26 protein-coding genes are annotated in these 26,276 nt (G+C 39.0%); 15 read left to right on the top strand and 11 right to left on the bottom strand.

What is annotated here, in order from left to right; all coding sequences use genetic code 11:
- Positions 1 to 2,387, bottom strand: a 2,387-nt coding sequence (locus AB1498_10660; protein MEW6088750.1) for a PD-(D/E)XK nuclease family protein, incomplete at its 3' end; no start/stop codon positions are given.
- Positions 2,388 to 2,472: 85 nt separating this feature from the next.
- On the bottom strand, positions 2,473 to 3,183 hold the full coding sequence (locus tag AB1498_10655) for a PEP-CTERM sorting domain-containing protein (protein ID MEW6088749.1): 711 nt from the start codon (positions 3,181 to 3,183) through the stop codon (positions 2,473 to 2,475).
- 161 nt (positions 3,184 to 3,344) lie between these two features.
- Between AB1498_10655 and AB1498_10650 the strand changes: the two genes are divergently transcribed.
- Positions 3,345 to 3,530, top strand: coding sequence for a 2-hydroxymuconate tautomerase (locus AB1498_10650; GenBank protein MEW6088748.1), 186 nt, complete (start codon positions 3,345 to 3,347; stop codon positions 3,528 to 3,530).
- A gap of 13 nt (positions 3,531 to 3,543) precedes the next feature.
- On the opposite strand, the gene AB1498_10645 is transcribed toward AB1498_10650, so the two are convergent.
- The 5 genes from AB1498_10645 to AB1498_10625 form a co-directional block, all read right to left on the bottom strand.
- Entirely contained in the window at positions 3,544 to 6,717 is a 3,174-nt protein-coding gene (locus AB1498_10645) for a UvrD-helicase domain-containing protein (GenBank protein MEW6088747.1), read from the bottom strand.
- A complete protein-coding gene (locus AB1498_10640; GenBank protein MEW6088746.1) occupies positions 6,714 to 8,417 on the bottom strand; it encodes a site-2 protease family protein in 1,704 nt (567 codons plus the stop codon). Before AB1498_10640 ends, AB1498_10645 begins: the two co-directional genes overlap by 4 nt.
- 89 nt (positions 8,418 to 8,506) lie before the next feature.
- Entirely contained in the window at positions 8,507 to 9,910 is a 1,404-nt protein-coding gene (pyk, locus tag AB1498_10635; protein ID MEW6088745.1) for a pyruvate kinase, read from the bottom strand.
- 15 nt (positions 9,911 to 9,925) lie between these two features.
- A complete protein-coding gene (gene rmuC / locus AB1498_10630) occupies positions 9,926 to 11,302 on the bottom strand; it encodes a DNA recombination protein RmuC (protein ID MEW6088744.1) in 1,377 nt (458 codons plus the stop codon).
- 36 nt (positions 11,303 to 11,338) lie between these two features.
- Positions 11,339 to 11,794 (bottom strand): YqhA family protein, encoded by a 456-nt coding sequence (locus tag AB1498_10625; GenBank protein ID MEW6088743.1) that lies wholly within the window; start codon positions 11,792 to 11,794, stop codon positions 11,339 to 11,341.
- Between the two features lie 239 nt (positions 11,795 to 12,033).
- Here AB1498_10625 and AB1498_10620 point away from each other — a divergent pair, with 239 nt between their 5' ends.
- From AB1498_10620 to AB1498_10600, 5 genes are all read left to right on the top strand, one after another.
- Positions 12,034 to 13,371 (top strand): VWA domain-containing protein, encoded by a 1,338-nt coding sequence (locus tag AB1498_10620; protein ID MEW6088742.1) that lies wholly within the window; start codon positions 12,034 to 12,036, stop codon positions 13,369 to 13,371.
- 85 nt (positions 13,372 to 13,456) lie between these two features.
- Positions 13,457 to 15,121: a HAMP domain-containing sensor histidine kinase gene (locus AB1498_10615; protein MEW6088741.1), complete on the top strand. Its 1,665-nt coding sequence runs from the start codon at positions 13,457 to 13,459 to the stop codon at positions 15,119 to 15,121.
- Positions 15,118 to 15,837, top strand: a complete 720-nt coding sequence (locus AB1498_10610) for a response regulator transcription factor (protein ID MEW6088740.1) — start codon at positions 15,118 to 15,120, stop codon at positions 15,835 to 15,837. The genes AB1498_10615 and AB1498_10610 overlap by 4 nt, the downstream gene beginning before the upstream one ends.
- 60 nt (positions 15,838 to 15,897) lie before the next feature.
- Positions 15,898 to 16,134 (top strand): hypothetical protein, encoded by a 237-nt coding sequence (locus tag AB1498_10605; GenBank protein ID MEW6088739.1) that lies wholly within the window; start codon positions 15,898 to 15,900, stop codon positions 16,132 to 16,134.
- Between the two features lie 18 nt (positions 16,135 to 16,152).
- Entirely contained in the window at positions 16,153 to 16,980 is an 828-nt protein-coding gene (locus AB1498_10600; GenBank protein MEW6088738.1) for a HEAT repeat domain-containing protein, read from the top strand.
- Between the two features lie 2 nt (positions 16,981 to 16,982).
- Here AB1498_10600 and AB1498_10595 read toward each other — a convergent pair whose 3' ends face one another.
- Genes AB1498_10595 through AB1498_10580 form a run of 4 tightly spaced genes read right to left on the bottom strand, consistent with a single transcriptional unit; the run spans position 16,983 to position 19,085 of the window.
- Complete coding sequence (locus AB1498_10595; GenBank protein ID MEW6088737.1) at positions 16,983 to 17,126, bottom strand: hypothetical protein; 144 nt, start codon at positions 17,124 to 17,126, stop codon at positions 16,983 to 16,985.
- A 2-nt stretch (positions 17,127 to 17,128) separates the two neighbouring features.
- Complete coding sequence (gene amrS, locus AB1498_10590; protein ID MEW6088736.1) at positions 17,129 to 18,112, bottom strand: AmmeMemoRadiSam system radical SAM enzyme; 984 nt, start codon at positions 18,110 to 18,112, stop codon at positions 17,129 to 17,131.
- Between the two features lie 10 nt (positions 18,113 to 18,122).
- On the bottom strand, positions 18,123 to 18,329 hold the full coding sequence (locus AB1498_10585; protein MEW6088735.1) for a hypothetical protein: 207 nt from the start codon (positions 18,327 to 18,329) through the stop codon (positions 18,123 to 18,125).
- 54 nt (positions 18,330 to 18,383) lie between these two features.
- Positions 18,384 to 19,085 (bottom strand): glycosyltransferase family 2 protein, encoded by a 702-nt coding sequence (locus AB1498_10580; protein ID MEW6088734.1) that lies wholly within the window; start codon positions 19,083 to 19,085, stop codon positions 18,384 to 18,386.
- A gap of 125 nt (positions 19,086 to 19,210) precedes the next feature.
- Here AB1498_10580 and larC point away from each other — a divergent pair, with 125 nt between their 5' ends.
- The 9 genes from larC to AB1498_10535 all read left to right on the top strand — a co-directional run bounded on the left by larC (position 19,211) and on the right by AB1498_10535 (position 26,091).
- Positions 19,211 to 20,359, top strand: coding sequence for a nickel pincer cofactor biosynthesis protein LarC (larC, locus tag AB1498_10575; GenBank protein MEW6088733.1), 1,149 nt, complete (start codon positions 19,211 to 19,213; stop codon positions 20,357 to 20,359).
- 166 nt (positions 20,360 to 20,525) lie between these two features.
- Positions 20,526 to 21,917, top strand: a complete 1,392-nt coding sequence (locus AB1498_10570) for an ATP-binding protein (GenBank protein ID MEW6088732.1) — start codon at positions 20,526 to 20,528, stop codon at positions 21,915 to 21,917.
- A gap of 57 nt (positions 21,918 to 21,974) precedes the next feature.
- On the top strand, positions 21,975 to 22,691 hold the full coding sequence (locus AB1498_10565; protein ID MEW6088731.1) for a hypothetical protein: 717 nt from the start codon (positions 21,975 to 21,977) through the stop codon (positions 22,689 to 22,691).
- Positions 22,692 to 22,698: 7 nt separating this feature from the next.
- Complete coding sequence (locus AB1498_10560) at positions 22,699 to 23,307, top strand: SUMF1/EgtB/PvdO family nonheme iron enzyme (GenBank protein MEW6088730.1); 609 nt, start codon at positions 22,699 to 22,701, stop codon at positions 23,305 to 23,307.
- 340 nt (positions 23,308 to 23,647) lie between these two features.
- Positions 23,648 to 24,250 carry a transcriptional regulator gene (locus AB1498_10555; GenBank protein MEW6088729.1) on the top strand — a complete coding sequence of 201 codons (603 nt, stop codon included), beginning with the start codon at positions 23,648 to 23,650 and terminating at the stop codon, positions 24,248 to 24,250.
- Between the two features lie 138 nt (positions 24,251 to 24,388).
- Positions 24,389 to 24,691, top strand: a complete 303-nt coding sequence (locus AB1498_10550) for a DUF4143 domain-containing protein (GenBank protein ID MEW6088728.1) — start codon at positions 24,389 to 24,391, stop codon at positions 24,689 to 24,691.
- Between the two features lie 182 nt (positions 24,692 to 24,873).
- Positions 24,874 to 25,371, top strand: coding sequence for a nucleotidyl transferase AbiEii/AbiGii toxin family protein (locus tag AB1498_10545; protein ID MEW6088727.1), 498 nt, complete (start codon positions 24,874 to 24,876; stop codon positions 25,369 to 25,371).
- A complete protein-coding gene (locus tag AB1498_10540) occupies positions 25,355 to 25,573 on the top strand; it encodes a hypothetical protein (GenBank protein ID MEW6088726.1) in 219 nt (72 codons plus the stop codon). The genes AB1498_10545 and AB1498_10540 overlap by 17 nt, the downstream gene beginning before the upstream one ends.
- Before the next feature lie 92 nt (positions 25,574 to 25,665).
- Positions 25,666 to 26,091 carry an archease gene (locus AB1498_10535; GenBank protein MEW6088725.1) on the top strand — a complete coding sequence of 142 codons (426 nt, stop codon included), beginning with the start codon at positions 25,666 to 25,668 and terminating at the stop codon, positions 26,089 to 26,091.
- The last annotated feature ends 185 nt before the right edge of the window (positions 26,092 to 26,276 follow it).

Genomic DNA, 26,276 nt, shown 5'->3' with positions numbered 1-26,276 from the left:
TTTATTTTCCCGGAAAGTTTCTCCTCGAGCGAAAGAACCTTTTTTACGTCCCGCGAACGTTCGTTTTCCAGGAACTTTTTCAGCCTGTATTCCATGACTTCTCTTACAAGAAATGCTTCCGGCCCCAGTCTTTTTTCAAGCCTTTCGGAAAACCTGCGGCTGAATAAATCAAAAAACCCTTTTTCATAGTTATTGTCAATAACAGGTTTTTTGTTTAAAAATCCCCTGAATGAATAATCAAGCAATTCATGTATGAATGTACCGATGTCCCTGGCCTCAACCTCGTCAAGAAGGTCTTCTTTCTCCCTGAGCCTTAAAACATACTGGTAATAAAATTTCACCGGGCAGTTCAGGTAGGTGTCGACGCTTGATGGTGAATAAATAAAATCCTCTTTAAAATATTTGATTATCTTTTCGTTCTTTTTTTTCGTTTTTATCGCGGCTGAAGCGTTCGCGGGATTATATTTCACGCAGGTTTCAGAAAAGACATTAAGCGTTTTTTGTTCTTTTTGTTTCTGCCAGATGATTTCTTCGAGAAAACGGCTTTTTTCTTTTTCAGGAGACCCGTCATAGATCAAATAAGCTTTCTTTGCACCCGAGACCAAACGCATAAAGTGATATCTCTGGATTTCCTCTTCCTGTTTTAGTTTTTGCAGCCCGAGGTTTTCCATGACCTGCCATGGAATTATCGATTCACCGTCCCGTGTCCCCGGGATTATTGATTCGTTGACATCCATGATAATCACATTTTCGAAGTTTAAGGAACGGCTTTCGAATAACCCGAGAATTTGAAGCCCTTTTAATGGGGAACCGGAAAAAGAGACGGCTTCGCTGTGTATTTTTTTGTCGAATATCCTGAAAATATCTTCCTTGTCAAAAGGCTGGTTTTTGAATTCAGCGGCTTTTAGTTCATCGATAATGCCGTAAATCCTGTCCAGGATTTTTGTGTTAATGGGGTGACTGTGGATAAAACTTTTTGAAAGAAGGTAATCGTTAAACTTTTCAAGGCTCGCGGACAGCCGGGAAAAGTCCGTGATATTTTCCCATAGGCGGAATGAAAGCCTGTGGATCTCTTTCAGAATATTTTTAAATTCATGCGCTCCGGTGCCGGGGGCCATTTTAGAACAGAATTCAAAAAGTTCATTTGAATTTTCAATATCGTCAAGTTCCAGGAAAAGGCTTCCGCTTAAGGGGGTTTCTTTCATTCCCAGAAGGACTTCTTCGGTTTTGTGTACCAGTATGCGGGTTATGGCGGGATCGGAAGAAATTTTCAAGTTTTTTATTAACGGGTTAAGAATTACCCTGATATAATCTCTTGTATAATAGGTGTCCCCCTTTTTTGTTAGTTGAGCGTTAACGATAGTTTTAATAAGATTATAAAGCGTGCTTCTTTTTAAAGGATAACCCATGGAAACATTGAAAATTTCCACGACAGTGGAAATTTCTGACAGGAGGGGAACAAGGTTATCCGGGTCGGGAAGGATGATTACGGTTTTCTCAAGGGACCCGTCTTTTTCAATGATTTCGCGTTTTAGAATTTCACGCGCCAATCCGGCCTGTGACTGGCTGTCAAAACCTTTATAGATACTTATTTTAGGTGATAGGTAATGGGTGACAGGCGGCTCGATTCTGTGGTTAAATAATTTTGATAGCTCATCGAAAACAGGCCAGGTATTTGAATCCTTTTGAAAAAAGGCTGAGGCCTTGTTTTCATTAATAAGATATTTAATTATTTCTTTTTCAGTGTTATGAAGATAGTAAAAATTACAAAAAAGAATTTTATCAAATTCAGGGAATTTTGTTTCTCTAATAATTTTTGCCGCATCCATATACATAAGCCCGCGGGAAATAAAATTCCGGTTTCTAAGTTCATTATGGTATGAATTTCTTAATTTGATAATACCTGTAAGTAATTTATTAATATTCGGGGGTATTTCATAACCTATTTCTGAAAGGGTCTCAACAGGTTTGAGGTTTTCAGCAGAAATATTTTCAATGTCCAGTTCATCAATAAATCCGGCAATCTCTTGCGCTGTCGGCAAAAAATCAGAAAATCCGGCGTGTTTTAGTAAAAGCTCCGGAGAAATTTTTTTGGCTACATTATAGATTATATAATATGACTCTAAATCGTGTGGTATATGAAAGTGCCCGTTTTTTGATACAATATAATTTACAAACTGGTCAATTGAAAAAAACTGAGGGGGAAAGAAACTTCGTTTATTCCTTTTTGCAAGCTCGCGTTTTAAAAATAAAGACGGCCGTTTCCCGCCGAAGATAATTGATACCCGGCTTAAATCACTGTTTTTCCTGATGAAGTTCGTTACAAGATAATCAGCAAAATTTGATATAAAATCTTCACTGAAATTATATGTGATTATTTTTTGCATGGTATTTTAATATAAATATTGGTTAACTACATAATTTTAGCATAATTATAATAGTTATTAATGGCCAATAAATTTACATTAAAATTTAGTTTTTTATCTTTTTTCTGCCCAACTTAATTCCAAATAAGAGTGAACCCAGTAGCATAAATGCAGTTGGTTCCGGCACAGCAGCAAATTGGCCGCCATAAGTCTTATTATATTCAAAAGTAGGATAATCTGTAGAGGCAGGGCTAAACTCGGCCGGCCACATGCCAAAATCATGCACATAGCAATTGCTGTCAGCTAATGTAAAATAATATGGAAATTCAGTATAGTGATTTGGAAATTCTGTGTAAGATTCATCAAAACCGATAAAAAAACCTTTAGATAAATCTATGTCACTCAGACTATAATAGGAATATTCAGTTAAATTGGACCATGTTGAACTGTATGTATCAAATGACAGGCCTGCAAATCCAAAATCGTCCGCAACAAAATTAAAATTGCCTGAAGCATCCAGCCTCACTTCAAAAAATTCACTTCCCGGGGTAGAAGTGTGTGATAAAGGATGTGTCATAGAAAAACTATAGGAATCTGCGGACCAGAAGCTGATTGTGTTTACAGGTCCTCCAGAGCCTGACACGTTTCCGCTAAATGTTATATTTTTAATGCCGGATGAATCATAGTTAACGGTTGAAGTGAGTGAATTTATCTTCATATCATAGGGTGAAGGTGTTAAGGTAAGCGCTAACACACTATAATTAGAAATTAAGCAGATTATGAGCAGAATCAAAGAAGATAATACAGGCTTTCTCATTGCATATCCCTCCATTTTTTACTAACTATTTAATAAATAAGTCATAATTATAATTCATTTATTAAATAAGTCAAGCATAAAATGCTTGAAAAAAATTCCTATTAAATCCACTTGAAATAATCCTGAAATTCCTGTATGTTTATATTTAAAGGAGTATAAATATGCCGATAGTTAACATTCAAATCTTAAAAGGCCGGTCGCTTGAACAAAAAAAGAAAATGAGTAAAGCAGTAACTGATGCTATTATTTCTTCAATCGGAGTAAAACCTGATGCGGTATGGATTGTTATTGAAGAGATGGAAAAAGAAAATTTCGCCACAGGCGGGATTTTGCACAGCGAAAAGTAATAAAAAATCAAATTCATATTTCTTCCGCTTTGGCCTCTTCCAGGAATATTACGAATCCTTTGATTGTTTTTGACGGGAATAGTTCTTTAATTAAATCCATATAATTTTTAACCTGCTCTTTATAATCTGCAGTAGATTCACCGGTTGTTTTATATTCAACAATCCATACCTCATTTTCTTTTATAACCAGGCGGTCAATCCGTTTTGTGTTTCCGAAATAGTCGACAACATTTTTCTCAAGATATACCTTCCCGTCAGAGACATAGAAAAACTTTTTTAATTCTGGTTTATCCAAAAGTTTGTTTATTATCGATTTGAATTCAGAAAAAGCAGAAACATCCGGGAATAATACCTGTGCTTTTGAAATGCCTTTTTCAACCGCACCTTTCTGACTTTCTTCAGCCATATTTTCTATTGAGCTTAAGATTTCATGCAGAATTTTGCCTTTTAATATCTGGCTCCTGTTTTTTATTGAATTAACGTCATGAAATTCTTCTTTGAGAAACAGCATCCATTCTTTATATTCAGGCAAAGATAAAGTTATGGATGATGTTTTATCATCCGGTTCCGTCAAATATTTATGCGCGGTTCCCCATTCGTAAATATTTTCGGGGATAAGATATTTAGCGATATTTCCTGTTTTTAATTCACCATTTTCGTCAGCAGTTTTTTTAAGAGAAAAAGGGATAAAAATATAAAGTTCGTTTTTTGCCCGCGTCAGGGAGACATATAGCGTATTGAGCTCATCAATAAACGATTTTTTGTATTCTTCTTTGTACATAGAAGCGATATGTTCTGACAATTGGGCATATTTTTTGTCACGTCGGACAAGTGAAAGATTTTCAGAATCCTTGTCAATGAAATTTATATTCTGGTTTTTGCTCGATTTGAATGAATTTTTATCAAATTCAAGAAAAGGGATTATCACACTTCCAAATCCAAGGCCCTTGGATTTATGAATTGTTAAAACCTTTATGGCATTTATATCCTTTGCGTTAATAAAAATATTTTTATTGTTTACTTCTTCAAAATATTCAAGGAAATTCGTTATTCCATTATGTTCCTTTTCGTTCTCTTTTATCATTTGAAAGAAGTGCATAAAAAACGCCTGCTGGCCGGGAAAATTTTTAAACACATTAAATTTTTTATAAATATCAATTATAAACTCATATAATTCAGTAAAACCTGCGGTTTTAAAAAAATTATCAATATAATCATTCCAGATATCATGATAAGTATTCTGAAATTCACGATAAATATAAAAACCCGCTTCCATGGAATATTTTTCCCTCAGCCCGAAAAGATAATCTTCAATAATTTCTCTTTTAAGGCCTGATGCTTTTAAAAAAACATCCCCTATTATAAATGATGCAAAAGAAAGATTATCTACCGGCGAGTTCAGAAATTTAAGGAAGGAAATTAGTTCCTTTATAAAAGGATTATTTTTTATGTTTAATGTTTTTTCGGATTCGACAGGGATTTTTTTATCAATCAGCCAGCTGCTCACAAGTTCCACCTCTTCATTCTCACGGCATATAATCGCGATATCTTTAAGGCGTATGCCGTCCTGTGGATTTAACTTTTCAATAAGGGTTAAAAGCTTTTCCCTGATGATTTCATATTTTTCTTCTTTATCGGCAATTTCAACTGCTTCCACTTTTACAAAACCAAATTGGTATTTTTCATCTGTCCTGTGTTTCTGTTTTGCGAATGAAAAAATATCAGTTATCTCATCTATATCATTTTCACTGAAATTCCGGAGCGTATCATTTTCACTTTGCTGATAATTAATGAAATTCCTTAAATTTCCTTCTGCGAAAACTTTATTTATAAATTCGATAATTGCTTTTTGGCTCCGGTAATTTGTGTCCAGGAAATTTTGTTTTACATACTCCCGGTAATTTGTTTTTATATTATCAAATAAAGCGGATTCACCTCCGCGGAACCTGAATATTGCCTGTTTTTTGTCACCGACATAAAAAAAACTTCCTCCTGTAGAGAGAATTTCTTCGATCATCGGATCCAGATTCCGCCATTGAAGGACGCTTGTATCCTGGAATTCATCAATAAGAAAATGCCTGATTCGTGTCGAAAGCCTTAAATAAAGTTCCGGCACGTCGATTTCATTTTTCCGGATAAGTGAATGCGCCTGTTCGTTAAGTTCGCCGAGAAATAATAAATCATCTTTTCTCGCATTCTTCCTGAATATTTCATAAACCATATTAAAAATATCAATATAACAGTTAAAAAATGAAGCTGATTCTTTTTCGGAAAGGATTGAAGACTTACAGCGGATTTCTTTCCAAAGCTTATTAAGTTCGTCTGGAATAGTTTTATTTTTCAGGGCGGGAAGTTCATCTCTTAAAAATGTTTTTTTCGTAATATCGGCGAAGTCGAAATTATCTTCATTGTTTTCAACAAATTTGGCTAAAAAGTTCCGGAAAGTTCCGTTAATATCAGGAGTCATTTTTTCGTTCAGGGCACGGTAGAGTTTAAGCAAACTGCGTTTTGATATTAAAATATTTTCACCTTTTAAATCGAATTTTCGAAAATTTTTTCCATAAATATTTTTCTGTGAATACATTGAATTTATCAAGTTTAAAATATCTTTTTTCGGCATCCATCCGACCTTGTTTTCAAGATATAAATATTGGTGCAGAAAATTATTAAAAATTTCCCTGGTGAATTTATTGTGATTAGCATCATCAATGCATTCATCAAGGCTGTATAAAAGAAGGCGTGAATGGTCGTCTTTTATCTCGAAATTTGGAGATATATCCAGCCTGAACGCACAGCTTGTAAGAATTTTATTAATGAAGCTGTCGATAGTCTGTATCTGAAAGAAGCTGTAGTTGGCTATGATATAATCCATAAGTTCCTGCGCCTTGATTTGTATGTTTTTTATGTCTGGTATGTTTTCTAAAATGGATTTTTTTTCTTCAGGGCCCGAGAATTTGTCAAAAGCGATTTTCCTTAAGGCTTCCAGAATTCTTTCCTTCATTTCAGCGGCGGCCTTGTTTGTGAATGTGATCGCGAGTATATTTTCGATGTCTTTTGGATGGGAACCATCCCGGAAAAGAAGGTTTAAATAGTGCCTCGCGAGAGCGTATGTTTTTCCGGATCCCGCGGACGCCTCGACAACATAAACACGGGGGCTTTCAGGATTGGATTCAAATAAGTTCTTCATTTCTTAAATTCATTTGTTTTTCCAGCGAAAGTATTAAAATTTTCCTTCGTGACCGGCAAAATGACACGGGATGGAAGAGTATCGTTCCTGTTTGTTTTCGGCAAAGGCCTGAAAAATATCGCATACGTTATTGCGGATACAACAATTAAAATCACAGGCAGGATAAAGAAACCGATATAAGCGAAGATACCGGCAAAAGTTGTTTTAATGTCCGGCAGGGGGCTTTTTACCCGCCAGCGGATTTCTTTTACAATATTTATTTTCTGCCTGAAATTCAGGGGCCGTTTGTCTTTCAATAAACTGAAAATCAAGGCAATCAAAAGTTTTTCGTCGTTTATGTTTAATCCTTCCGAGTTTATTCTTTGCCTTATAATTTTGATAACGCGGGCGGCGGCTATTTTGGAAGGGACGGCGGAAAGCATTATGACCGCGAAAATAAAAAGGAAACCGGTTTGCATGGCAAAACCCAGAATAGATAAAATTACGGCGCTTGCGATATAAAAAAACACTTCTAACAGCGGAAACCGCGTGAATAAAAGAAGGTTAAACACCTGGCCCCCGTCCAGGGGAAGGACCGGCAGCATATTAAAATAATTAATGGCGATAAAAGCCGTCCCGGCCTCGGCGAAAAGCGGTTCAGGAGATGAATATTTAATGATAAAGACAAGCATCATTATCGTCCCGATAATCATGCCGGGGACAGGCCCAAGAAGATATATGATTAACTTTTGATAAACAGGGGCGTCTTCTTTCATGCCGGTTGTAACAGCGCCTATAAACGGTATAAAGAAAATATTTGTGTCGCGGTATCCGAATAACCTCATGCCTGAATAATGCCCCAGTTCATGTATAAAAATAGTTATCGCGATCCAGAAAACTATTTTCATTGATAAAGAAACGCTAAATGACAAAAGAAATAAAACAAGCGTAAGCACCAAAAGCGCAGGTTTAATAAACTTTTTAATGGGCCTTGATTTGCTGTAGCTTTCATACCATAGAAAATTTTCAACCTCGATTTCCACGGGGACCCGGGGTATGGGCTGTTTTTGTTTTTTAAGTTTGTCCAGGGCGCGCTGTTTTCTTCCCTGGATTTTAAAAAAACGGCCAAGCGCCCGCAGTCCCGCTGTCAGCGTGGGTTTTAATTTTAACGAATATTCGCCGTCTCCCGCGTTTTGAACATAATTATCTTTTTCCAGTTTAATGACATAATTTTGAAGCGCGTTATTCGACAAATCCGCGTAGCGTTCCGGGGTGATAACCACGGGATTTTTCGGATACTGTTGTTTTAGATATTCACGGTGTTTTGATAAATGCCCTTCCAGCGTGTCCGCGTATGGGTCTTGTATTGTCGTATTCGGTATTTCACCGACAACGGCATGTTTCAGATAATTTAAAGTTGTGAGAAACTTGTCATCCGCGAATACAGAGGAAAAACTTATATCGCATAATAACGGGGGTTCCACGATATTGGCCAGTTTGAGTTCCGCATAAATTCCCTCATCATTTTTAAGGTAGGCGCAAATCCATATTTTTTGGCCATTCGCTGAAAAAACCGGATCGACAAGTTCGCAGTGGGATAAAATAAACCCGAGCTCAAGCAGTTCATCCTGGTAAGGTTTAAAAACCTGCCGGAGGTAATCCGGCAGGTCCTGGTATTGCGCTATCTGGCAGCTGCCTTTTTTAAATCTTATCTGAAGCAATGAAAACACATATTGAATATAAATTACCGAGGTTATTAAAATAACAAAGAACAGGATAGTATAAATTAAAGGAAATATTTGCATATATTTTAACTAATTTCTCTTATCTGGATCGCGTCTGTTTTTTTATCACCGGTTAAAACGTCCGATATCACCACAATTTTATCCCCCTTTTGAAACCCTTCTTTTTCTTTTAATATATTAAACGCCGTTTGCAGGGTTTTTTCGGGGTCCACATTGAATGTTATTTCAAAAGGAATTACCGCGCGGTTCAGCATCAATGTGCGCCGGACATGGCCTGTATTTGTGAACGCGTATATGTTTGCGGAAAAGGGATGATAATTTGTTGTGAGGTCAGCCATATATCCCCTGCGGGTAAATACCAGTATCCCCCGCGCCTTGAGTGATTCAGCGAGTTTAACGGCCGAAACTGTAAGATGTTGTTTGTCGTTTCCTATGATGAGTTTCTCGTAAAAATTCAATCCATGCAGTTTTTCGGACTTCTGGATGATTTTATTCAGATATTCAATACATTTCACCGGGTATTTCCCGGCGGCCGTCTCACCCGAGAGCATGACCGCGTCAGCTTCTTCGTAAACCGCGTTAGCGACATCCGTTACTTCCGCGCGTGTCGGGATAGGGTTTTGTATCATCGATTCCAGGAGGTGGGTCGCGATAATCACCCTGCGTCCCTTCTCGGCGCATTTTCGCACTATTTCCCTCTGGACATTGGGAAGCTCTTCGACGTTTATTTCAACCCCGAGGTCCCCCCTCGCGACCATGATACCGTCCGATACCTCTATTATTTCATCTATGTTTTTTACCCCTTCCTGGTCCTCGATCTTCGCTATGATTTTTACCTTGCCGGCCTTGTTTCCAATCAACTTCTTTAACTGCCTTATGTCCTTTGCTTCACGAACAAAAGACAGCGCGATAAAATCCACTTTATTTTCAAGACCGAAACGGATATCATCTCTGTCCTTCTGGGTTATTGCCGGTAAATTTACCCTGATGCCCGGCAGGTTTACATGGCGTTTGCTTTTCAAGATTCCGCCGTTTATGACCCGGCATTTCATTAAACGGTCCTGTTTTTCCAGTATTTCAAGATTGATTAAACCGTTATCGACTGTAATTTTGTCCCCGACTTTTACCGTGTTCAATAAGTCGTCATAATTGATATGGATGGAGGTTTCTTCGACGTTTATCCCGTCACGGAGCGTAATTGAAATGATTGAACCTGTTTTGAGGTCCAGCTGGGAGGCTAAATCGCCTGTTCTTATTTCAGGGCCCTGCGTGTCTAAAAGGACTGCTACCGGGAAATCCGCCGTTTTATTGACGGCCCTGATATGTTTTATTACTTTTAAGTGGCTCGCGTGGGTCCCGTGAGACATGTTTAACCGGGCGATATTCATGCCGGCATTGGACATTTTTAAAAGCGTTTCATATGATTCCGTGGCCGGGCCGATTGTGCAAATAATCTTGGTTTTTATCATATTTATCACTCCGGTTTAATTACCATCTTCTTCTCCCTGGGGTTTAACCGGCGTACATTCAATTGACGCGATTTCAGGAAGGTCTTTATTTTCAGACGCCCCCAGCTCCTTGAATTTTCTAATGCTGACCATGACCCGGGTCTCAAGGGAGCTTACCATTTTATTGTAATTTCCTACCGCCTGGGAAAGGCTGTTTCCGGTTTTGTTTAAATGTTCCATGAAGGTTTCGAACCTTTTATGAAGTTCTTTGCCCAGATCTGCGATTTCCTGCGCGTTTTTCGCGATCTGTTCCTGCCTCCAGCCGTACGCCACGGCGCGCAAAAGCGCGACAAGCGTGGTAGGCGTCGCGATTATTACTTTTGCCGCGATTCCATCTTCGATTATAGCGGGGTCGTTTTCCAGCGCGGCGCTTAAAAACGATTCTCCCGGCATGAACATCACTGCAAACTCAGGCGCTTTCGGAAATTGTTCCCAGTATTTTTTACCTGAGAGAATCTTTATATGATTTTTTACCTGCTGGGTGTGTTTCATCAGGAGGTTTTTTTTCTTTTCTTCTGTGTCCTGCGCGATTGCGTCGATGTATGCGTCCAGAGAAACCTTGCTGTCAACAACGATTTCCCTGTCATTCGGAAGGTGGATAATCATATCAGGACGCAGGCGGCCCTCTTCCGTGCTGACGGAAACCTGTTCAATATAATCGCAGTGTTCTGACATGCCCGCGAGTTCAACCACCCGTTTTAACGTAATTTCGCCCCACCGTCCCCGCACTTCAGGGCGTCGCAGGGCGGTTACCAGGTTCCCCGTTTCTTTCTGGAGCTGCTGCCCGGATGAAATAAGCGATTTAATCTGGCTGTCAAGGTTCGCGTATGCCGAGACCCTCGTTTTTTCCAATTCATTTATCTGCCTTTCATATTTTTGCAGTGCGTCCGACAAAGGCTGGACAAGGTTTTTTATCGCGGATTCTTTGCTGTCAAAATCCCCCTTGGCTTTGCCTAATATGACTGAGAGGCTTTCTTTAGCAAGTTCAAGAAACGCCTGGTTGTTGCTTTTTAATGCCTCGCCTGAAAGCGCCTGGAAGGTAGTTGTGAGTTTTTCCTGGGCCTGTTCCAAAAGCTTCTTCTGTTCTTCAATATTTTTATCCGCCTCGGAAAGTCTTGTTTCCGCGATCGCCCTGGCCTTTTGCTCTGACTCAAGATTTTTGCGGGTATCGTTAATCAGGTTGTCTTTTTGTTCGATTTGTTTCCGCAGTTCATTGACGGTATTTTCACCGGCGGAGATATTGCTTTTCAGGTCAATTAAAAGGGCTTCGTCTTTTTTGTGTTTGGAAGAAGCTAAAATCCATCCGATAGCCGCGCCGAAAAGTAAGAGGAGAATATAAATAAATATATACATGGCGATAATATATCAGATTTCTGATATTAACACAAATTAATCCTTTCCTCCAAAATGACCGAAGGCAATCAGGACAGTAGTAATAATCGCTATTGAACCGCTGAACATAAGGGTATTTGCCGCGTTTTCCCAGTGAACAAGATGTTCAAGAAAAGTGACCGCCATCACAAGAATTATCACGCCGATGAGTTTTGCTTTGAGGTCATGAAGGTTGTGTATGGTAAGCCATTCAGGGAGATTGAGCTCCGATATGAATAATTCATAAAGCCCCACAGCGAAAATGTAAAGGGCGGTCGCTATAAGAAATGTGTCCATGATCGCGATGAGTTCAACGCCGATCCCGTGTTCTTCGCCGCCGATTGCGGCTATCAAATGGGTTATAACGGTATAAGTTTTATAGCCTCCCCACAAAAACGCCATGATGGATGTAATAAAAGATGAAAGAATTGCTATAAGCGTAAGATAACGTGCCTTCGATAAAATATTTTTCATAGATAGAATCCCCTTTCGATTTTACATTATTATATCATAGAAAATTAATTGATATCTTTACAAATTTTTTACAAACATTTTACATCGCCATGACGACATATCCCGGATTTTTATGTAATATGGAAGTTGAAAAAATAAGAAAAATCTGAAAGGAGGTGTAATATTAAAGTTTATGTAACAGAACACTTGCCATTATCAAAAAAATTGTTTAGTATTAATTCAGTCAAAAGGAGGGTAAAATGAAAAGCATAACAAATAAAATTATTTTAATGGTTGTAATGTTAAATGTTTTGATACCATTTTCTCTGGCGGCTTCCACTTCTCCCGTAATTTGCCGTATTGAACTTGACAGGGGAATACTCCCTGCGGGCGAAAAACAGAAGGCGGTTTTAAAGGTGACGCTGGACGCGCCGGAAGCCCCGGGGGAAGAACAGCGCCCGCCGGTAAATCTGTCTATCGTTTTAGACCGCTCAGGGTCAATGGCAGGGACCAAGTTGGAAAACGCGAAAAAGGCGGCAATTGAAGCTTTGAGGCGGCTGGGAGACAAAGATATATTTTCACTGGTGATATATGACCACAATGTAGAAACAATTGTGCCCGCCCAGAGCGCGAGAAATACCGAATGGATTGAAGGGCGTATACGTAGTATTCACGCGGGTGGGAACACCGCGCTATTTGGCGGTGTAAGCCAGGGGGCGTCGGAAATACGCAAAAATCTCGGCAGTGGATACACTCATCGCATAATTTTACTTTCTGACGGTTTGGCAAATGTCGGCCCAAGCGGTCCCGATGACCTCGGGAGACTGGGGTCGGCCCTCGTAAAGGAAAACATATCTGTGACTACTGTCGGGGTAGGCACGGATTATAATGAAGATTTGATGACAAGGCTTTCTCAAAACAGCGACGGCAATTCATATTTTGTTGAATCGGATAATGACCTGTCCCGGATATTCGCCGCGGAACTGGGAGATGTTTTGAGTATTGTTGCGAAAAAGGTCATTTTAAAAATCCGGTGTTCAGACGGAGTATCCCCTGTTTCAATAATCGGGCGCGAGGGCAGGATTAAAGACGGGGTCATAGAGCTTTACCTGAACCAGCTTTACGGTAAACAGCAGAAATACGCTTTAATAGAAGTTGAGATTTCAAGCAAAAAATCGGATGAGACCAAAAAAATAGCCACAGCAAATATTTCTTATGAAAACGCTGTTTCGCAAAAGACGGAAAATGTTTCTGCCGATGTTATAGTAAAATTCAGCAAAAACCAGGAAGAGGTAAACAAATCAATTAACATAGATGTCCAGAGGGAATATAATATTAATATCAGCGCGGTCGCGCAGGATAAGGCCATTTCCCTGGCTGACCAGGGCAAGAAGAAAGAAGCAATTAAGGAATTGAAGGGGTCTATTGATAACTTGAGAACGCTCGGCAAAGAGACGGGAGATAAAAATTTGATTAACAGGGCCCGGGAAATGGAAGCGCAGGTGGACGAGATTGAGGAAAAAGGGTGGGATGCGAAAAACAGAAAAATATTACGAACGGACAGTTATCAAATGATTCAACAGCAAAAGCATAAATAAACCGCTTTTAATAAAAGACAGGGTCAAGATTAAAATTTTCCAGATTTAATACTTGACCCTTGTCCTGGTAAAATAATAAACAGTTATGAACAAAAAATCACTGGTTATATATCTGTTATTGTTTTTCTTACCCACTGTTTTTATCGGGGTAACGGCCTTTCGCATTCTTCAAAACGAACAAAAAAGAATAAACCAGCAGGTCCGTTTTACAGCTATGGACAGGGCCCGGGTCATTGCGAATGATATTGAGTTGTCAATAATAACAGTAAAGGACGCTTTAAAAGACAGTCTTTCGCGAATGCCGGGCGAAAGTTTGAGGGACAAACTTTATGATTTAGAAGAAAGTAACCCGCTTGTATACAATGTTTTTATATATGAGCAAAAAAAAGGTTTATTACTGCCGCCCGCTGACAATCCTGTAACATCAAGAGAAAAAGAATTTATGGCGCGTTATAACGGGTTATTTTCAGGCCGTATTTCCTGGTATACTGAAGGGACATTAAAAGAAAATGGAACCGGCATCGGTTATGGAGGGAAAGAACAGCCGTTAAAAAGTGCCGGCCAGCTCAGGGAAGTCGCAAAGAATGTCCTGTCTTCAAAACGCTCACCCGGGGAAGAACAGGACATTGTGACCGGGAACGGCTGGATACCCTGGTTCTGGGAGGATAAACTTTACCTGCTTGGATGGATTCAGAAAACCAAAGACGGGCCTGTTTATGGCGTGGAAATTGAAACAATGTATCTTCTGTCAAGGATTTTACCCGGGCTTTCAACCGGGGCACCGGCCGGCATAGTGTTTGGTTTGCTTAACGAAAAAGGGAAACTGGTCCATCAGATAGGCAGGGATATGATAGAGGAAAACAAAATGCCGGATTCTTCCATATCCCTCGCGCCCGTTTTGCCTCACTGGGAAATAGGGATATATTTTACCGGCGCGGAAGCCCCTGGCTATACGCAAAAAAGTTTTCTTATAATCGGGAGTTTAATTTTAAGCATTTTTCTTACAGCCATACTTTCGGGAGGGACATTGTTATTGTGGCAGGCACATCATAACATGGTTGATGCCAGGCAAAAGACATCCTTTGTTTCCAACGTTTCACATGAACTCAAGACCCCGCTTACCACGATCCGCATGTATGCCGAACTTATGAAGGAAGGCCGTATAAAAAATCAGGACAAGATACAGGATTATTTAAATGTTATTGTGTCTGAAAGCCAGAGATTGACAAGGCTTGTAAATAATGTATTGGATTTCAGCCGCCTTGAACAGGGCAGGAAAAAATATCACCTGGAAAAAATCGATATTATCAAATGTATAAATGATATACTGGAAACACAGGAACCCAGGATAAAAGAGGCGGGGATGTTTATTAAAAAAAATTTACCTGAAGCTCCAATCCTTGTTGATTTAGACAGGGACGCGTTTGAACAGGTACTTTTAAATATAATTGACAATGCGGTTAAATACGCGTCTGGTGGCAAAGAATTTGAATTGGAACTGAATTTACCCGGTGATTTATGTGAACTGAAAATTATGGATAGAGGGACCGGTATTCCCGCGGGTCAGAAAGAAAAAATTTTTGAAAAGTTTTACAGGGTGGATAATTCACTTACAACCAGACACCCCGGTTCGGGGCTTGGGTTAAGTATCACAAAACGGCTTCTTAACGATTTGGGTGGGGACATAATTTATGAAACACGGGAAGGCGGAGGAGCGTGTTTTATAATAAAACTCTGGAGAAGAAAATGAAATCAATTAATATTCTTATTGCTGAAGATGATAAAAATATCCGCAAAGGTTTAATAGATGTGCTTGAAAGTGAAGGATACAATGTAATTCCCGCCGCGGACGGGAGGCAGGCGTTAAAATTATTCCAGGAACAAAAAATTGACATGCTTATTTTGGATATTATGATGCCGGAAAAAAGCGGTTATGATGTTTGCCAGGAAATACGCGTCAAGGACCGGGATGTCCCGATAATCCTGCTTACCGCCAAGGGGGAGGAAATCGATAAGGTTTTGGGGCTTAAACTGGGGGCCGACGATTATGTCACAAAACCGTTTGGGATACACGAACTCCTGGCGCGGATAGACGCTGTTCTAAGACGGTCCGGCGTAAATAAAACAACCCCTGGAAAAAATAACAATTCAAGGACCCCTGATAATTTTGTTCTGGGGAATACCCGGATAGATGCGCGTCAATTACGCGGCACCCGTGGAAATAAAACTTTTGATTTTTCCCCCAGGGAATTGAAATTATTGGAATATTTTTACGCGCACCCGAATGAAGCCATTGACAGGAACGAACTGCTCGACGCGGTATGGGGGACGGATTATTTCGGAACGACCCGCACTTTAGACCAGCACATTGCCATGCTTCGTAAAAAGATTGAGGTAAACCCGGATAAACCGGCGGTAATTAGAACAGTGCACGGGCTCGGTTACAGGTATGAAAAAGTAAAATAGAAAGGACTTGACAAATCCTGTAAAAAAATGTATCCTTTCTGCTAAAACCACAGGTTTATTATGGCAAAAGAAAATGTAGAAAAAATCAAAAAAGAAAATACATCAAAAAATTATAAAGGAAATGTGACTATGTTTATTGCTGGCATATTCATTGCCGTTACGGGCTATCTCCTTTTGACGCAAACCAACAAATCGGGAGATAATTGGGCTTCATATGTCTCTGCCTTTTCAATAATCATTGGCTATATCGTAGTCGCGCTTTCCTTAATAATAGATTTTCCTCCTTCCAAAAATTAGATATCAGGCGGGAAATTTATGGAAAATTTCAGAATAAAACTATTTTTTTTAATACTGTTGAACTCTGTTTTTTTGATAAAATTTACAACTTTTGCCGAAAACGGGTCTTTATATACCGCGGAAAACCAGGAAGAAATAAACAACCTGCTTGAACGGCTGAACACCAAAGACAAGGTCGAAAAAAAACAAATCATAAAAAAATTAGGGGAATCCCAGGACAGGCGGGCGGTAAACCCTCTTATCCGGCTTTTAAAAACAGACGATTTATGGATAAAATGCGATGTGATATCGGCGCTTGGAAATTTAAGAGAAAGGCAGTCGCTGGAGTACCTCATTCCTTTATTGGAGGATGAATCTCCCCTGGTTCGCGTATATACGGCTGAGGCATTGGGAAAACTCGAAGATAACCGGGGTCTGGATATCGCAATCCATATATTAAAATCCAGTATAAAGCCTGATATAAGATTGCAGGCAGTGAAAGCCCTGGAAGCCATCGGCGGGTTAAAAATTATAAACCCTCTTATCGACGCCTCTAAAGTGGATTCTTCTCCGGTTGTAAGAAAAGAAATCATCCGCGTCCTCGGAACATCAAAAGACAAAAAAGTTATTCCTTACCTGATGTATGTGATGAAATATGATTTTGACGAATCAGTTAAAAAAGAAGCCTCAAATTCAATAAATAAAATAAACGAGTCCATCTTTTTAGAAAAAGAAGAAGATACGGAAGAAAAGAGGCGGCAAAAACTCGAACGTATCAAGGAACTTGAACGTTTAATCAATCAGGAGAGAAAGGAATATAACCAACTGGACGAAAAAGAGAAACGGAAAGTCCCTCCGCAGTATTGAAATTATTTAAAAACTTTATAAAATTTCGCCTCTTTTAAATCTTCTTTTCGCGGGCTGAAAACCTTCCTGAATAAACTTGCATCCTTGACAAAAAGCAGTCCGCCGATAAATAAAACAAAATTTTTTAAAAATTCTTTTCTTGTCATTTTTATCCCCAGATGCCGGCAATTTTAAATTTGCAGAATTTGCATTGCCCGCTGTTAATTTGGACCTGCCTCACAAAATATCCGATTCGTTCAACCAGGAGATTTTTACAATTCGGACAATAGGTGTTATTCCATTCCCCCTGCGGGATGTTCCCGAGATAAACATACCTTAACCCTTCTTCCGCGGCGATTTTTCTTGACTGCAGCAAAGTCTCAAGAGGTGTAGGCGAAAGATTTTTCAGTTTATACTGGGGATAGAACTGGGAAAAGTGGACCGGGACATCGTTTCCCAATTCAGTTTTTATCCATTGGCACATCTTCCGGATTTCAGCAAGGTCATCATTTAAAGTCGGTATGATTAAATTGACAATCTCCGTCCAGACGCCGAACCTTTTCAGGTTTTTCAGGGTTTCAATGACCGGCTGAAGTGTCGCGGAACAAACCTCCTGGTAGAATTTATCATTAAAGGCCTTTAAATCAACTTTATATACATCGATAAATTCTGAAATTTCTTTCAAAGGCTCCGGGTTAATATAGCCGGCGGAAATTATTATATTTTTGAGCCCCGCTTTTTTCGCGAGTTTCGCCGTATCTAAAACATATTCATAAAAAACATTCGGTTCAGAATAAGTATAAGCGATTGACTTCGACCCGCTTGATAAAGCGTTATTAACAACATCCCGGGGCGGCATGTTGAAATTGGTTGTTTCCTCGGCGTCTTTTTGTGAAATTTCCCAGTTCTGGCAAAACTTGCAGTGTAAATTACATCCGGCTGTGGCGATGGAAAATGCCGCACTTCCCGGGAGCACATGATATACCGGTTTTTTTTCTATCGGGTCAACATGGACGGCGCAGGGACGGCCGTAAACCAAAGTATTGAGCTTTCCGTCTAAATGTATCCTTACCCGGCAGTCGCCCTTTTGCCCCTCATAAAGCTTGCATTCCTTGGGGCAAAGCGTGCATTGAATAACTTTTGCCTTAGACATGGTTCACCCGTTATTTAATTTCTTTATAATATTTCGCTTCCACCGGCACAAGGCCTGCATTCCCGATTTTTGCTTTAACCGCCGCGACATCTATATTCGGGACCATGGGCTCATTCGCGGGGTCATGAAACGCGTTAAAGAAAAACAGGCCCACGGTCATTGCCAGGCCGGCAAAAATAAGGCTTAAAAATATTTTGTTTGAGTGCCTCGGTTCCATATTATTTATTATAGCACAAATGGAAAATAATTGGAGGAGATATGGGTATTTTTGTCAGGGCCTGCGTGATATTATATGAAACAGATGTTTTAGTCCTATCCTGATGGAATGGAACCTGTCAGGAGATAGTTTGCTTTTGCCGATGCGCGGCTGGTAGCTTATCGGGACCTGGATTATCTTCGCGCCTGATTTTAAGGCCTCAAATGTAAGCTCAGGCGTAAAGTCTTCCCCGCCGATCCGCAGTTTCCCGATAAATTTTTCAAGGGCTGTTTTTTTAATTATCCGGAACGTGCACCCGACGTCATTTAATTTAAAATCGCCCGGGTAAAATATTTCCATGGTCTTTCCCAGGGCAAAGTTTCCATACCTGATAATCCAGTCCATGTTGGCGCCGGGGTGGTTCAAATCCTTGTTCACCCTGCTGCCGATAACCATATCGTAATTTTCAATATATGGCAGAAGCTTATTAACATCTTCCGGCATGAATGTCCCGTCGCATTCAATTAAGATTATCAGATCTCCACCCGCCTCTTTCAGTCCCCGTATACAGGCATGGCCATAACCCTGCTTTTGCTCTTTTACCACTCTTGCCCCGAGTTTCAATGCTATTTCTCCTGTCCCGTCAGTGGAATTATTATCAACAACAACGACTTCATCAATAATTCCAAGGCCCATGTGACCCGAAATAACATCATTTACGGCTTCTTTTTCGTTATAGGCGGGCAAAACAAGGGTAAGCATCTGGTTTTTAAACATAATTTATTATAACATGAAAAACGCAATCAGGACCCCATTAAAACATTGACACTATTTATTATAAAATATATAATTTTGTTAATTTGTAATGTGGGTCCTTTTAGGATTCAAGGAGAACATAAAAGATGCGGATCGCCTATTTTGATTGTTTCAGCGGCATAAGCGGGGATATGATCTTGGGAAGCCTTATTGATGCCGGGCTGGATTTTAAAAGATTTAAAAGTGAACTTGCCCGTCTTAAACTGAAAGAGTTTTCCTTGCGTGCGAAAAAAGTCAGGCGCGGGTCACTGACGGGAACCAAATTTGACGTTGTTATCAGTAAAAATGCGAAAAGCCGCGATTATAATGAAATTATTAAGTTAATTCAAAAAAGCGGGCTTGATAAAAAAATAAAAGAAAAAAGCCTTAAGATTTTTCACCGCCTGGCTGTTTCGGAAGCAAAACTTCACGATATTCCCATCGCGAAAATCCATTTTCATGAACTGAGTTCAATAGACACGGTTGTTGATATCGTGGGGAGCGTGATAGCTTTCGATATGATGGGGATAGAAAAAATTTATTCATCAAGCCTGCCGCTGGGGCAGGGCGTGTCTAAATCCATGCACGGGGTTTTGCCCATCCCCGCTCCCGCCACGGCGGATATATTGCGGGGCATTCCCGTCCGTTTGGAAAACGGGGCGTTTGAAGTGGTTACGCCGACAGGCGCGGTGATTATATCGGAAATGTCTGATGGATTTGGAAAATGCCCCGAACTGAAAATAAAAAATATAGGTTATGGCGCGGGCGGCAGGGACGCCCCTGGCATGCCGAATCTCCTTCGGGTTATTATTGGTGAATCAATTGAAAACGAAGAAGAGGACATTATTACGGTAATTGAGACAAACATAGACGACATGAATCCGCAGATTTTGGGATACCTGATGGAAAAATTGATGAAAGAAGGCGCGCTGGACGTGTTTTTTACGCCGGTTTACGGCAAGAAAAACAGGCCGGGAACTTTGCTTACGGTTTTAGCCGAAACCTCGAAGGCGGATAAATTTGTTAAAATTATTCTTCAGGAAACTACAGCCTTTGGTGTCCGGATGCATGAAACAAGGCGAAAAAAACTGAAAAGGGAAATAAAGGAAGTCCAAACCAAATACGGAAAAATAAGGGTAAAACACGGCTATTTGAACGGCAAACTCATCAAATCCCAGCCGGAATATGAGGACTGTAAGAAAATTGCGGAGGAGAAAAATATACCGTTGATTAAAATTTTGAAAGAGATAGGATAATATAGTATCTGTAAATGTAACAAATACAGAGGGTGTTAACCTCATTAGTTTTGAATTACTATGTTTATAATCAACAGCTTCCCATTTTATCTTGACATTCAATTTAGATATAGTATACTATATCTAAATTATAATTTAAACATAGTAATTATTTATTAAAAATTAAATGCTATCAATTCAAGATCTTCAATTAAAAAATCCATGGTGGTTAAATGGTAATTATGTAATTCCTGAAAAAGACTGGCCCAGGCGGAATATTCTTTCCCACCTGGAGAAAAATTTAAGCCATCCTTTAATGCTGAATATCGTGGGTTTAAGACGGGTTGGCAAAAGCACAGTTGTTAAGCAATTAGTTGCCGGTTTACTATCCGGGGGGATAAAACCGATTAACATCTTCTATTATCTATTTGACTATTCAAGCCAGATAAAAACAACCGAATTTCTGGATAATGTTTTAAACATTTATTTAAGCGAAGTCAAGCAAAAGACAATCACCAGTTTAGATGAAATACTTTATATGTTCCTGGATGAAATTCAATATATCGAAGATTGGCAGGCAATAGTAAAAAAATATTATGATCTATCCAATAAAAAAATAAAATTTATTCTCACGGGTTCACAAAGTATTTTATTAAAAGGCAAATCGAAAGAAAGCCTTGGCGGAAGAATATTTGATTATTATCTTCCTCCGCTTTCATTTACCGAATTTTTAAAGATCAATAAAATTGAATTTGAGCCCTTGGAGAAATTTAATTTATTCGATTTAACAAAGACATATTTTCACTTAAACGGGTATAATTTAACTTATGGAAAAAAGGTGTATGACCTAAGCAAAGAATACATTATTAACGGGCAGTTTCCCGAGAGCCGGACCTTGAATTCAGACGAAAACAAATCGGAGTATATATCGGAATCCGTTCTCGGGAAAATACTGGAAGATTGTATCAAAATTTATAGAATTGAGAAAAGAGAAGAATTTAAGCTGGTCGCCTATCAATTGTTAAATAATATCAGTTCCACGTTTGAATTGAAAAATATTGCCCGGGATATAGGCATATCAAGCCTTACAATAGAAAAATATCTGGAATATCTGAAAGAGAGTTTTGTATTCGAAATATTATTCAAATATCATAAAAGCTTGATTGAACGCGGGAGAATCCTGAAAAAGGTTTATACTACCTCTGTTAATTTCAATTGCGCGTTTAATCATTACAAAGAAAGCCATATGGATGAAGTCCCTGATGTATTCGGGAAAATAATTGAAAACCTGGTTTACAATATTTTAAAACAAAAATATCCGCGCCCGGGTATCAGTTTCTGGCGGAACGGCGAAAAAGAAATTGATTTTATAGTTATTAAGGACAAAAAAATTCTTCCTGTTGAAGTTAAGATCGCGAAAAATATCGACAGCAAAAATTTAAAGGCCATTGCCGCGTATATTCAATCCAAAAAAATCGATTACGGTATTGTAATCACAAAAAACGAATTAGCCAAAAAACAGGTTTATGATCAAACATTATACTTTATTCCATATTATTTGATGCTGTTTTTGATTTGATTTTTTGGCATTTGTCTTGAATGAATTATTTGTGAAGTGTATAATCTGAATAATTGCGTGGCAAAGGAAGTAGTGGAGAAGGGAATAGCTTACCGCTATCGGTATTTAGACCAGAATACAAAAGAGGAAGGCAAAATCTCCTGTGTTTCTCCGGAAGAATATCTGGATAAGATGATACAACTGCCGCTGGAATTGCCGCCGGTTGAACCTGAAAAAAGGCTTGCGTATATTAAATCATTGCTGGTTAACGATGGTTATAAAGAATATGCTGATATTATTGAAGCCGGGATTGGTGATAATCCAAGGGCGTTGAAAAGATATATAAACCTGCTGGTATTCATATCCAGGCGTGCTGATGACCTGAAGATTAAAATCAAGGCAAATAAAGAAGAACCTGACCATAAAGCCCTGATAGAAAAATATTTTATTCCGGCTTTATATGTAAAATGGTCTTTAATTGTTTTTAAATTTCCTGATGTGCACAGAGATATCAAAAATTATCCGAAAAAATTGCAGGAACTTCAGGATGCCGCGAATGAAAATTCGGAAAAAGTGAAGAGCGGGGATGAGAATAAAAAAGCAATACAAATAGATGACCGTCTTAAAAAAATACTCAAAAAAGAGCCTTTTTTCCCGGATGATGATTGGCTGATTGCGAGATTTATCCATCTGACCGAGGCAACCGTTATCAAAGCCGCTGAAACCAGTACATCCCGGGGATATAGCCAGACTTTTCAGCCGGGCGATATGGTTTTGATTCCAAAAGGCAAATGATGATAAACTGGAGAAGGAAATCGCAAAAGATTATTATATCGATGTGTTTCCGGTAACAAATAGACAGTATCAGGAATTTATTAACGAGCGAAAAGATTACAATGTGCCGTATGTGGAACAAGGCTCGGCAAAACCATACAATTGGAATAAAGAAAAGCGTGTTTTCCCTGAGGGTAAGGGAAACCATCCTGTAACGCTGGTTTCCTACGAGGATGTTGAGGCTTTTTGTAAATGGCGCTCTGAAAAAGAAGGGGAAAAATATCGCCTGCCGGATGAATATGAATGGGAAAAAGCGGCAAGGGGTAATGACGGCTGGGTCTATCCCTGGGGTAACGAGTTTGATAAAAGTAAATGTAATACCGCTGAATCTGGTATTGGAGGCACCACTGAAGTAACTAAATACCCTGATGGGGCAAGTCCGTACAACTGTCAAGATATGACTGGTAATGTCTGTGAATGGACTGATAGTTGGTATGACGAAAAGAAAAATACTAAGGTGCTCCGGGGCGGCTCGTGGCTCAATGATCTGTTCAACGCCCGGTGCGCTGTCCGCAGCAGGTATGTTCCGGTGCTCCGGAGCTACCTTGTTGGGTTTCGTTGCGCCAGGACTTTGTAGCTCTTTGTCCTTTTACACTTTTACCCCCACACCAAATCAGGAAACAACTGAGAGTAATAATTCATAGTGATGGGTTAGTGCAAACCAACAATAATTTGGTGCGGAGGGTTCTTTGCAAAAAGATTTTTAAAATGGGTTTATTGATAAAAACTGCAGATATTTCCAAATATTTTTCAAAAGCCTCTTGACTTTTGTTTCACTCTTATAGACAATTTCACCACATGGTGAAACATATAAAAATAGTGAAACGGTTCCAGGAAAAAGCCAAAAGATACCCCTTGACATTACATCCTTAATGCTATACACTTATCAACAAGTGTATATAAATAGGGAAATTTTTGTGAATAACAAAAAAGAGAAACTTATTGATTTTTTTAAGAAGAGAGGCGGGCTGGCCGGCTACGCGGAAATCACCAAAGCTGGATTTAATAGAGCTCTCATTAAGGTCAGCCTGAAATCCGGCAGTATTGATAAAGTTGATCGCGGCCTGTATAGACTATCTGAGGGATCTACTCTTTCAAATCCTGATTTTGCCGCTGTGTCAATCAGGGTGCCAAAAGGTGTGATATGCCTGCTTTCTGCCCTTTCCTTTCATGAAGCAACGAATGAAATACCTCATCAGGTGGATATAGCTATTCCGCGGGGCGCTCATCCGAATAAGATTGAATACCCTCCTGTAAAATTTTACCGGTTTGGACACGGGACATGGAAAGCCGGGATTGAAGAACATGAAATTGAAAATCATAGTATCAAAATTTACTGCCTTGCTAAAACGGTTGCCGATTGTTTTAAGTTCCGGAACAAAATAGGCATGAATGTCGCAAGGGACGCTCTTAAAATTGCTGTTAAGGAAAAAGGTATAAAACCAAAGGAAATCATGCAGTATGCAAAAGTTTGCCGTGTTGATAACGTCATAAAACCGATAGTGGAAGCTATGTTATGAAAAAAGATATCAAGTATAATATTTATTGCAGGATTTAATTAAAACACTTGGCAGGAACTAAATAGTCAGCTACTATTTTGGAAACAGTAATTCCATTTTTGGACTTAATATGGAAACAATAATACCAAGAACCATCTTATAGCATGGAATTCATACAGAGAAGATAAAAACAGGGTTTACTATTGGAAGACACAAGCAGGGTCGGAAGTTGACTTTGTGGTGTACGGAGATGATGTGTTTTGGGCGATTGAAGTAAAAAATACATCACGAATCCGTCCTGAAGATTTACGGGCGTTGAACAGTTTCAAATCGGATTATCCTGAAAGCACCCCTTATTTGCTTTACCGCGGCAGGGAACGCATAATGAAAAACGGGGTTTTGTGTATCCCCTGTGATGAATTTCTCTCGAAACTCAATCCTTTGATTAGACCTGTAATTTAAACAGGCATATTATTTCCGCGTGGAGATTTTTGGGATTATTGGGATAAATTTAAAAATTCCTTTTCTGATGTTTTATTGAGATGGGAATGTGGACGGGTCGTTGCCGCGGAAAGCGCATAAGACATTGCATTAAAAAAAAATATTTGATATACTGACATATATTATTTTTATGGAGAGCTAAAATGCAATATGACGCTATCTTTAGAAAATTCAATGAACTTGGGATTGAATATATTGTGGTAGGCGGGTTAGCGGTGAATTTTCAGGGAGTGCCGCGTCTTACTTATGATATTGATTTATTAATTTATTTTTCGCAGGAAAACGTTAAGAGACTTCTCAAACAGTTGTTGGAATGGGGTTATAAGCCGAAAATTCCGGTTAATCCTTTTGATTTTGCTGATGAAGAAATAAGAAATAAATGGATAAAAGAAAAAAATATGAAGGCGTTTAATTTTTTTAATGAGAAACTGCCAATAGCAGAAATTGATATTATAATTGATTCCCCTGTAAATTATTCTCAGGCAAAAAAAGATACCGTCAAGATAAAGCTGTATGACTTGGAAATCCCCGTCATTTCCATTCCGGATTTAATTAAGATGAAGGAATTTTACGGAAGGAAGCAGGATTTAACGGATATAGAGCATTTAAAGAGAATAAAAAGTCATGAGAAAAAAAAATAAAAATCTATCCTCAGATATGAACCACATAATACAACATTCTACGGGTTTTTCTTATTACGTTAATGATGACCATCTGCTGGCATATCATGCCTGGCCTATTGAAAAACGGCTGGAATGGCTCTACGCGGTTAATCTTTTGCGAAAAGGATTACCTTCGAGAATAAAAAAAATTCAGGACAAGTTCCGTTCAGGACAAATTTAACATACCCCGCAACAGACGGCCAATATGGCGCGATAGATTTTTCAGATTTTTCAACTGTTCCGGAAGTTTCAAAGAAACATGTTGTACTATTTATGAAAAAATTTGAGTTTTTCGACCATGAATCAGATATCGGGATAAAAGTAGAAGCCGATACAATTGAAAACTTGTTTGCCGGCAGTGCGGAGGCTCTTTTTGATTTAATCGGGAGAAAAATTGAGAGAGGAAAGAATTTCCGTTTTGAAATAGATTTATCCGCCGATTCGATGGAAGAGCTTCTGGTCGGCTGGCTTAATGAACTGATTTTTCGATTTGAAAAAGATGAATTTTACTGTAAAGAATTTAATATAAAAATTTCAGAAAAGGACAAAAAATATTTTATTAGGGCGTTAGTCAGGGGAGAAAAAATAAACTGGGGAAGCGACGAGATCCATCACGAGGTAAAATCCGCCACATATCACCAGTTGAAAATTATCGAAAAGAGCGGGAAATTTACGGTAAAAATAGTTTTTGATTTATAAATGTAAGGGCGTGATTTATCATGCTCTTGGTTGGGCGCAATAAATTGTGCCCCTACAAATGATAATGTCAAAATAGGTATGAAAGGAATGAAAGTTTTGAAACGGGGTAAATTTTAGATTTCTCCCTTTAGAAAAGGGAGATTAAGAGGGATTTGAGAGAATTGGCAAGTGTATTTAACACGATA

It is taken from the genome of bacterium, from assembly GCA_040754625.1.
Taxonomy (GTDB): Bacteria; JACRDZ01; JAQUKH01; order JAQUKH01; family JAQUKH01; genus JAQUKH01.
Note: the sequence above shows the minus strand (reverse complement) of the source record. Positions and strands in the feature narration are given on the sequence as shown.

Excerpts from the sequence above, each read along its gene's own strand:
- AB1498_10655 (MEW6088749.1), bottom strand. The coding sequence starts at position 3,183 with ATGAGAAAGCCTGTATTATCTTCTTTGATTCTGCTCATAATCTGCTTA.
- AB1498_10650 (MEW6088748.1), top strand. The coding sequence starts at position 3,345 with ATGCCGATAGTTAACATTCAAATCTTAAAAGGCCGGTCGCTTGAACAA.
- AB1498_10645 (MEW6088747.1), bottom strand. The coding sequence starts at position 6,717 with ATGAAGAACTTATTTGAATCCAATCCTGAAAGCCCCCGTGTTTATGTT.
- pyk (MEW6088745.1), bottom strand. The coding sequence starts at position 9,910 with ATGATAAAAACCAAGATTATTTGCACAATCGGCCCGGCCACGGAATCA.
- rmuC (MEW6088744.1), bottom strand. The coding sequence starts at position 11,302 with ATGTATATATTTATTTATATTCTCCTCTTACTTTTCGGCGCGGCTATC.
- AB1498_10625 (MEW6088743.1), bottom strand. The coding sequence starts at position 11,794 with ATGAAAAATATTTTATCGAAGGCACGTTATCTTACGCTTATAGCAATT.
- AB1498_10620 (MEW6088742.1), top strand. The coding sequence starts at position 12,034 with ATGAAAAGCATAACAAATAAAATTATTTTAATGGTTGTAATGTTAAAT.
- AB1498_10615 (MEW6088741.1), top strand. The coding sequence starts at position 13,457 with ATGAACAAAAAATCACTGGTTATATATCTGTTATTGTTTTTCTTACCC.
- AB1498_10610 (MEW6088740.1), top strand. The coding sequence starts at position 15,118 with ATGAAATCAATTAATATTCTTATTGCTGAAGATGATAAAAATATCCGC.
- AB1498_10605 (MEW6088739.1), top strand. The coding sequence starts at position 15,898 with ATGGCAAAAGAAAATGTAGAAAAAATCAAAAAAGAAAATACATCAAAA.
- AB1498_10600 (MEW6088738.1), top strand. The coding sequence starts at position 16,153 with ATGGAAAATTTCAGAATAAAACTATTTTTTTTAATACTGTTGAACTCT.
- AB1498_10595 (MEW6088737.1), bottom strand. The coding sequence starts at position 17,126 with ATGACAAGAAAAGAATTTTTAAAAAATTTTGTTTTATTTATCGGCGGA.
- amrS (MEW6088736.1), bottom strand. The coding sequence starts at position 18,112 with ATGTCTAAGGCAAAAGTTATTCAATGCACGCTTTGCCCCAAGGAATGC.
- AB1498_10585 (MEW6088735.1), bottom strand. The coding sequence starts at position 18,329 with ATGGAACCGAGGCACTCAAACAAAATATTTTTAAGCCTTATTTTTGCC.
- AB1498_10580 (MEW6088734.1), bottom strand. The coding sequence starts at position 19,085 with ATGTTTAAAAACCAGATGCTTACCCTTGTTTTGCCCGCCTATAACGAA.
- larC (MEW6088733.1), top strand. The coding sequence starts at position 19,211 with ATGCGGATCGCCTATTTTGATTGTTTCAGCGGCATAAGCGGGGATATG.
- AB1498_10570 (MEW6088732.1), top strand. The coding sequence starts at position 20,526 with ATGCTATCAATTCAAGATCTTCAATTAAAAAATCCATGGTGGTTAAAT.
- AB1498_10545 (MEW6088727.1), top strand. The coding sequence starts at position 24,874 with ATGCAATATGACGCTATCTTTAGAAAATTCAATGAACTTGGGATTGAA.
- AB1498_10540 (MEW6088726.1), top strand. The coding sequence starts at position 25,355 with ATGAGAAAAAAAAATAAAAATCTATCCTCAGATATGAACCACATAATA.
- AB1498_10535 (MEW6088725.1), top strand. The coding sequence starts at position 25,666 with ATGAAAAAATTTGAGTTTTTCGACCATGAATCAGATATCGGGATAAAA.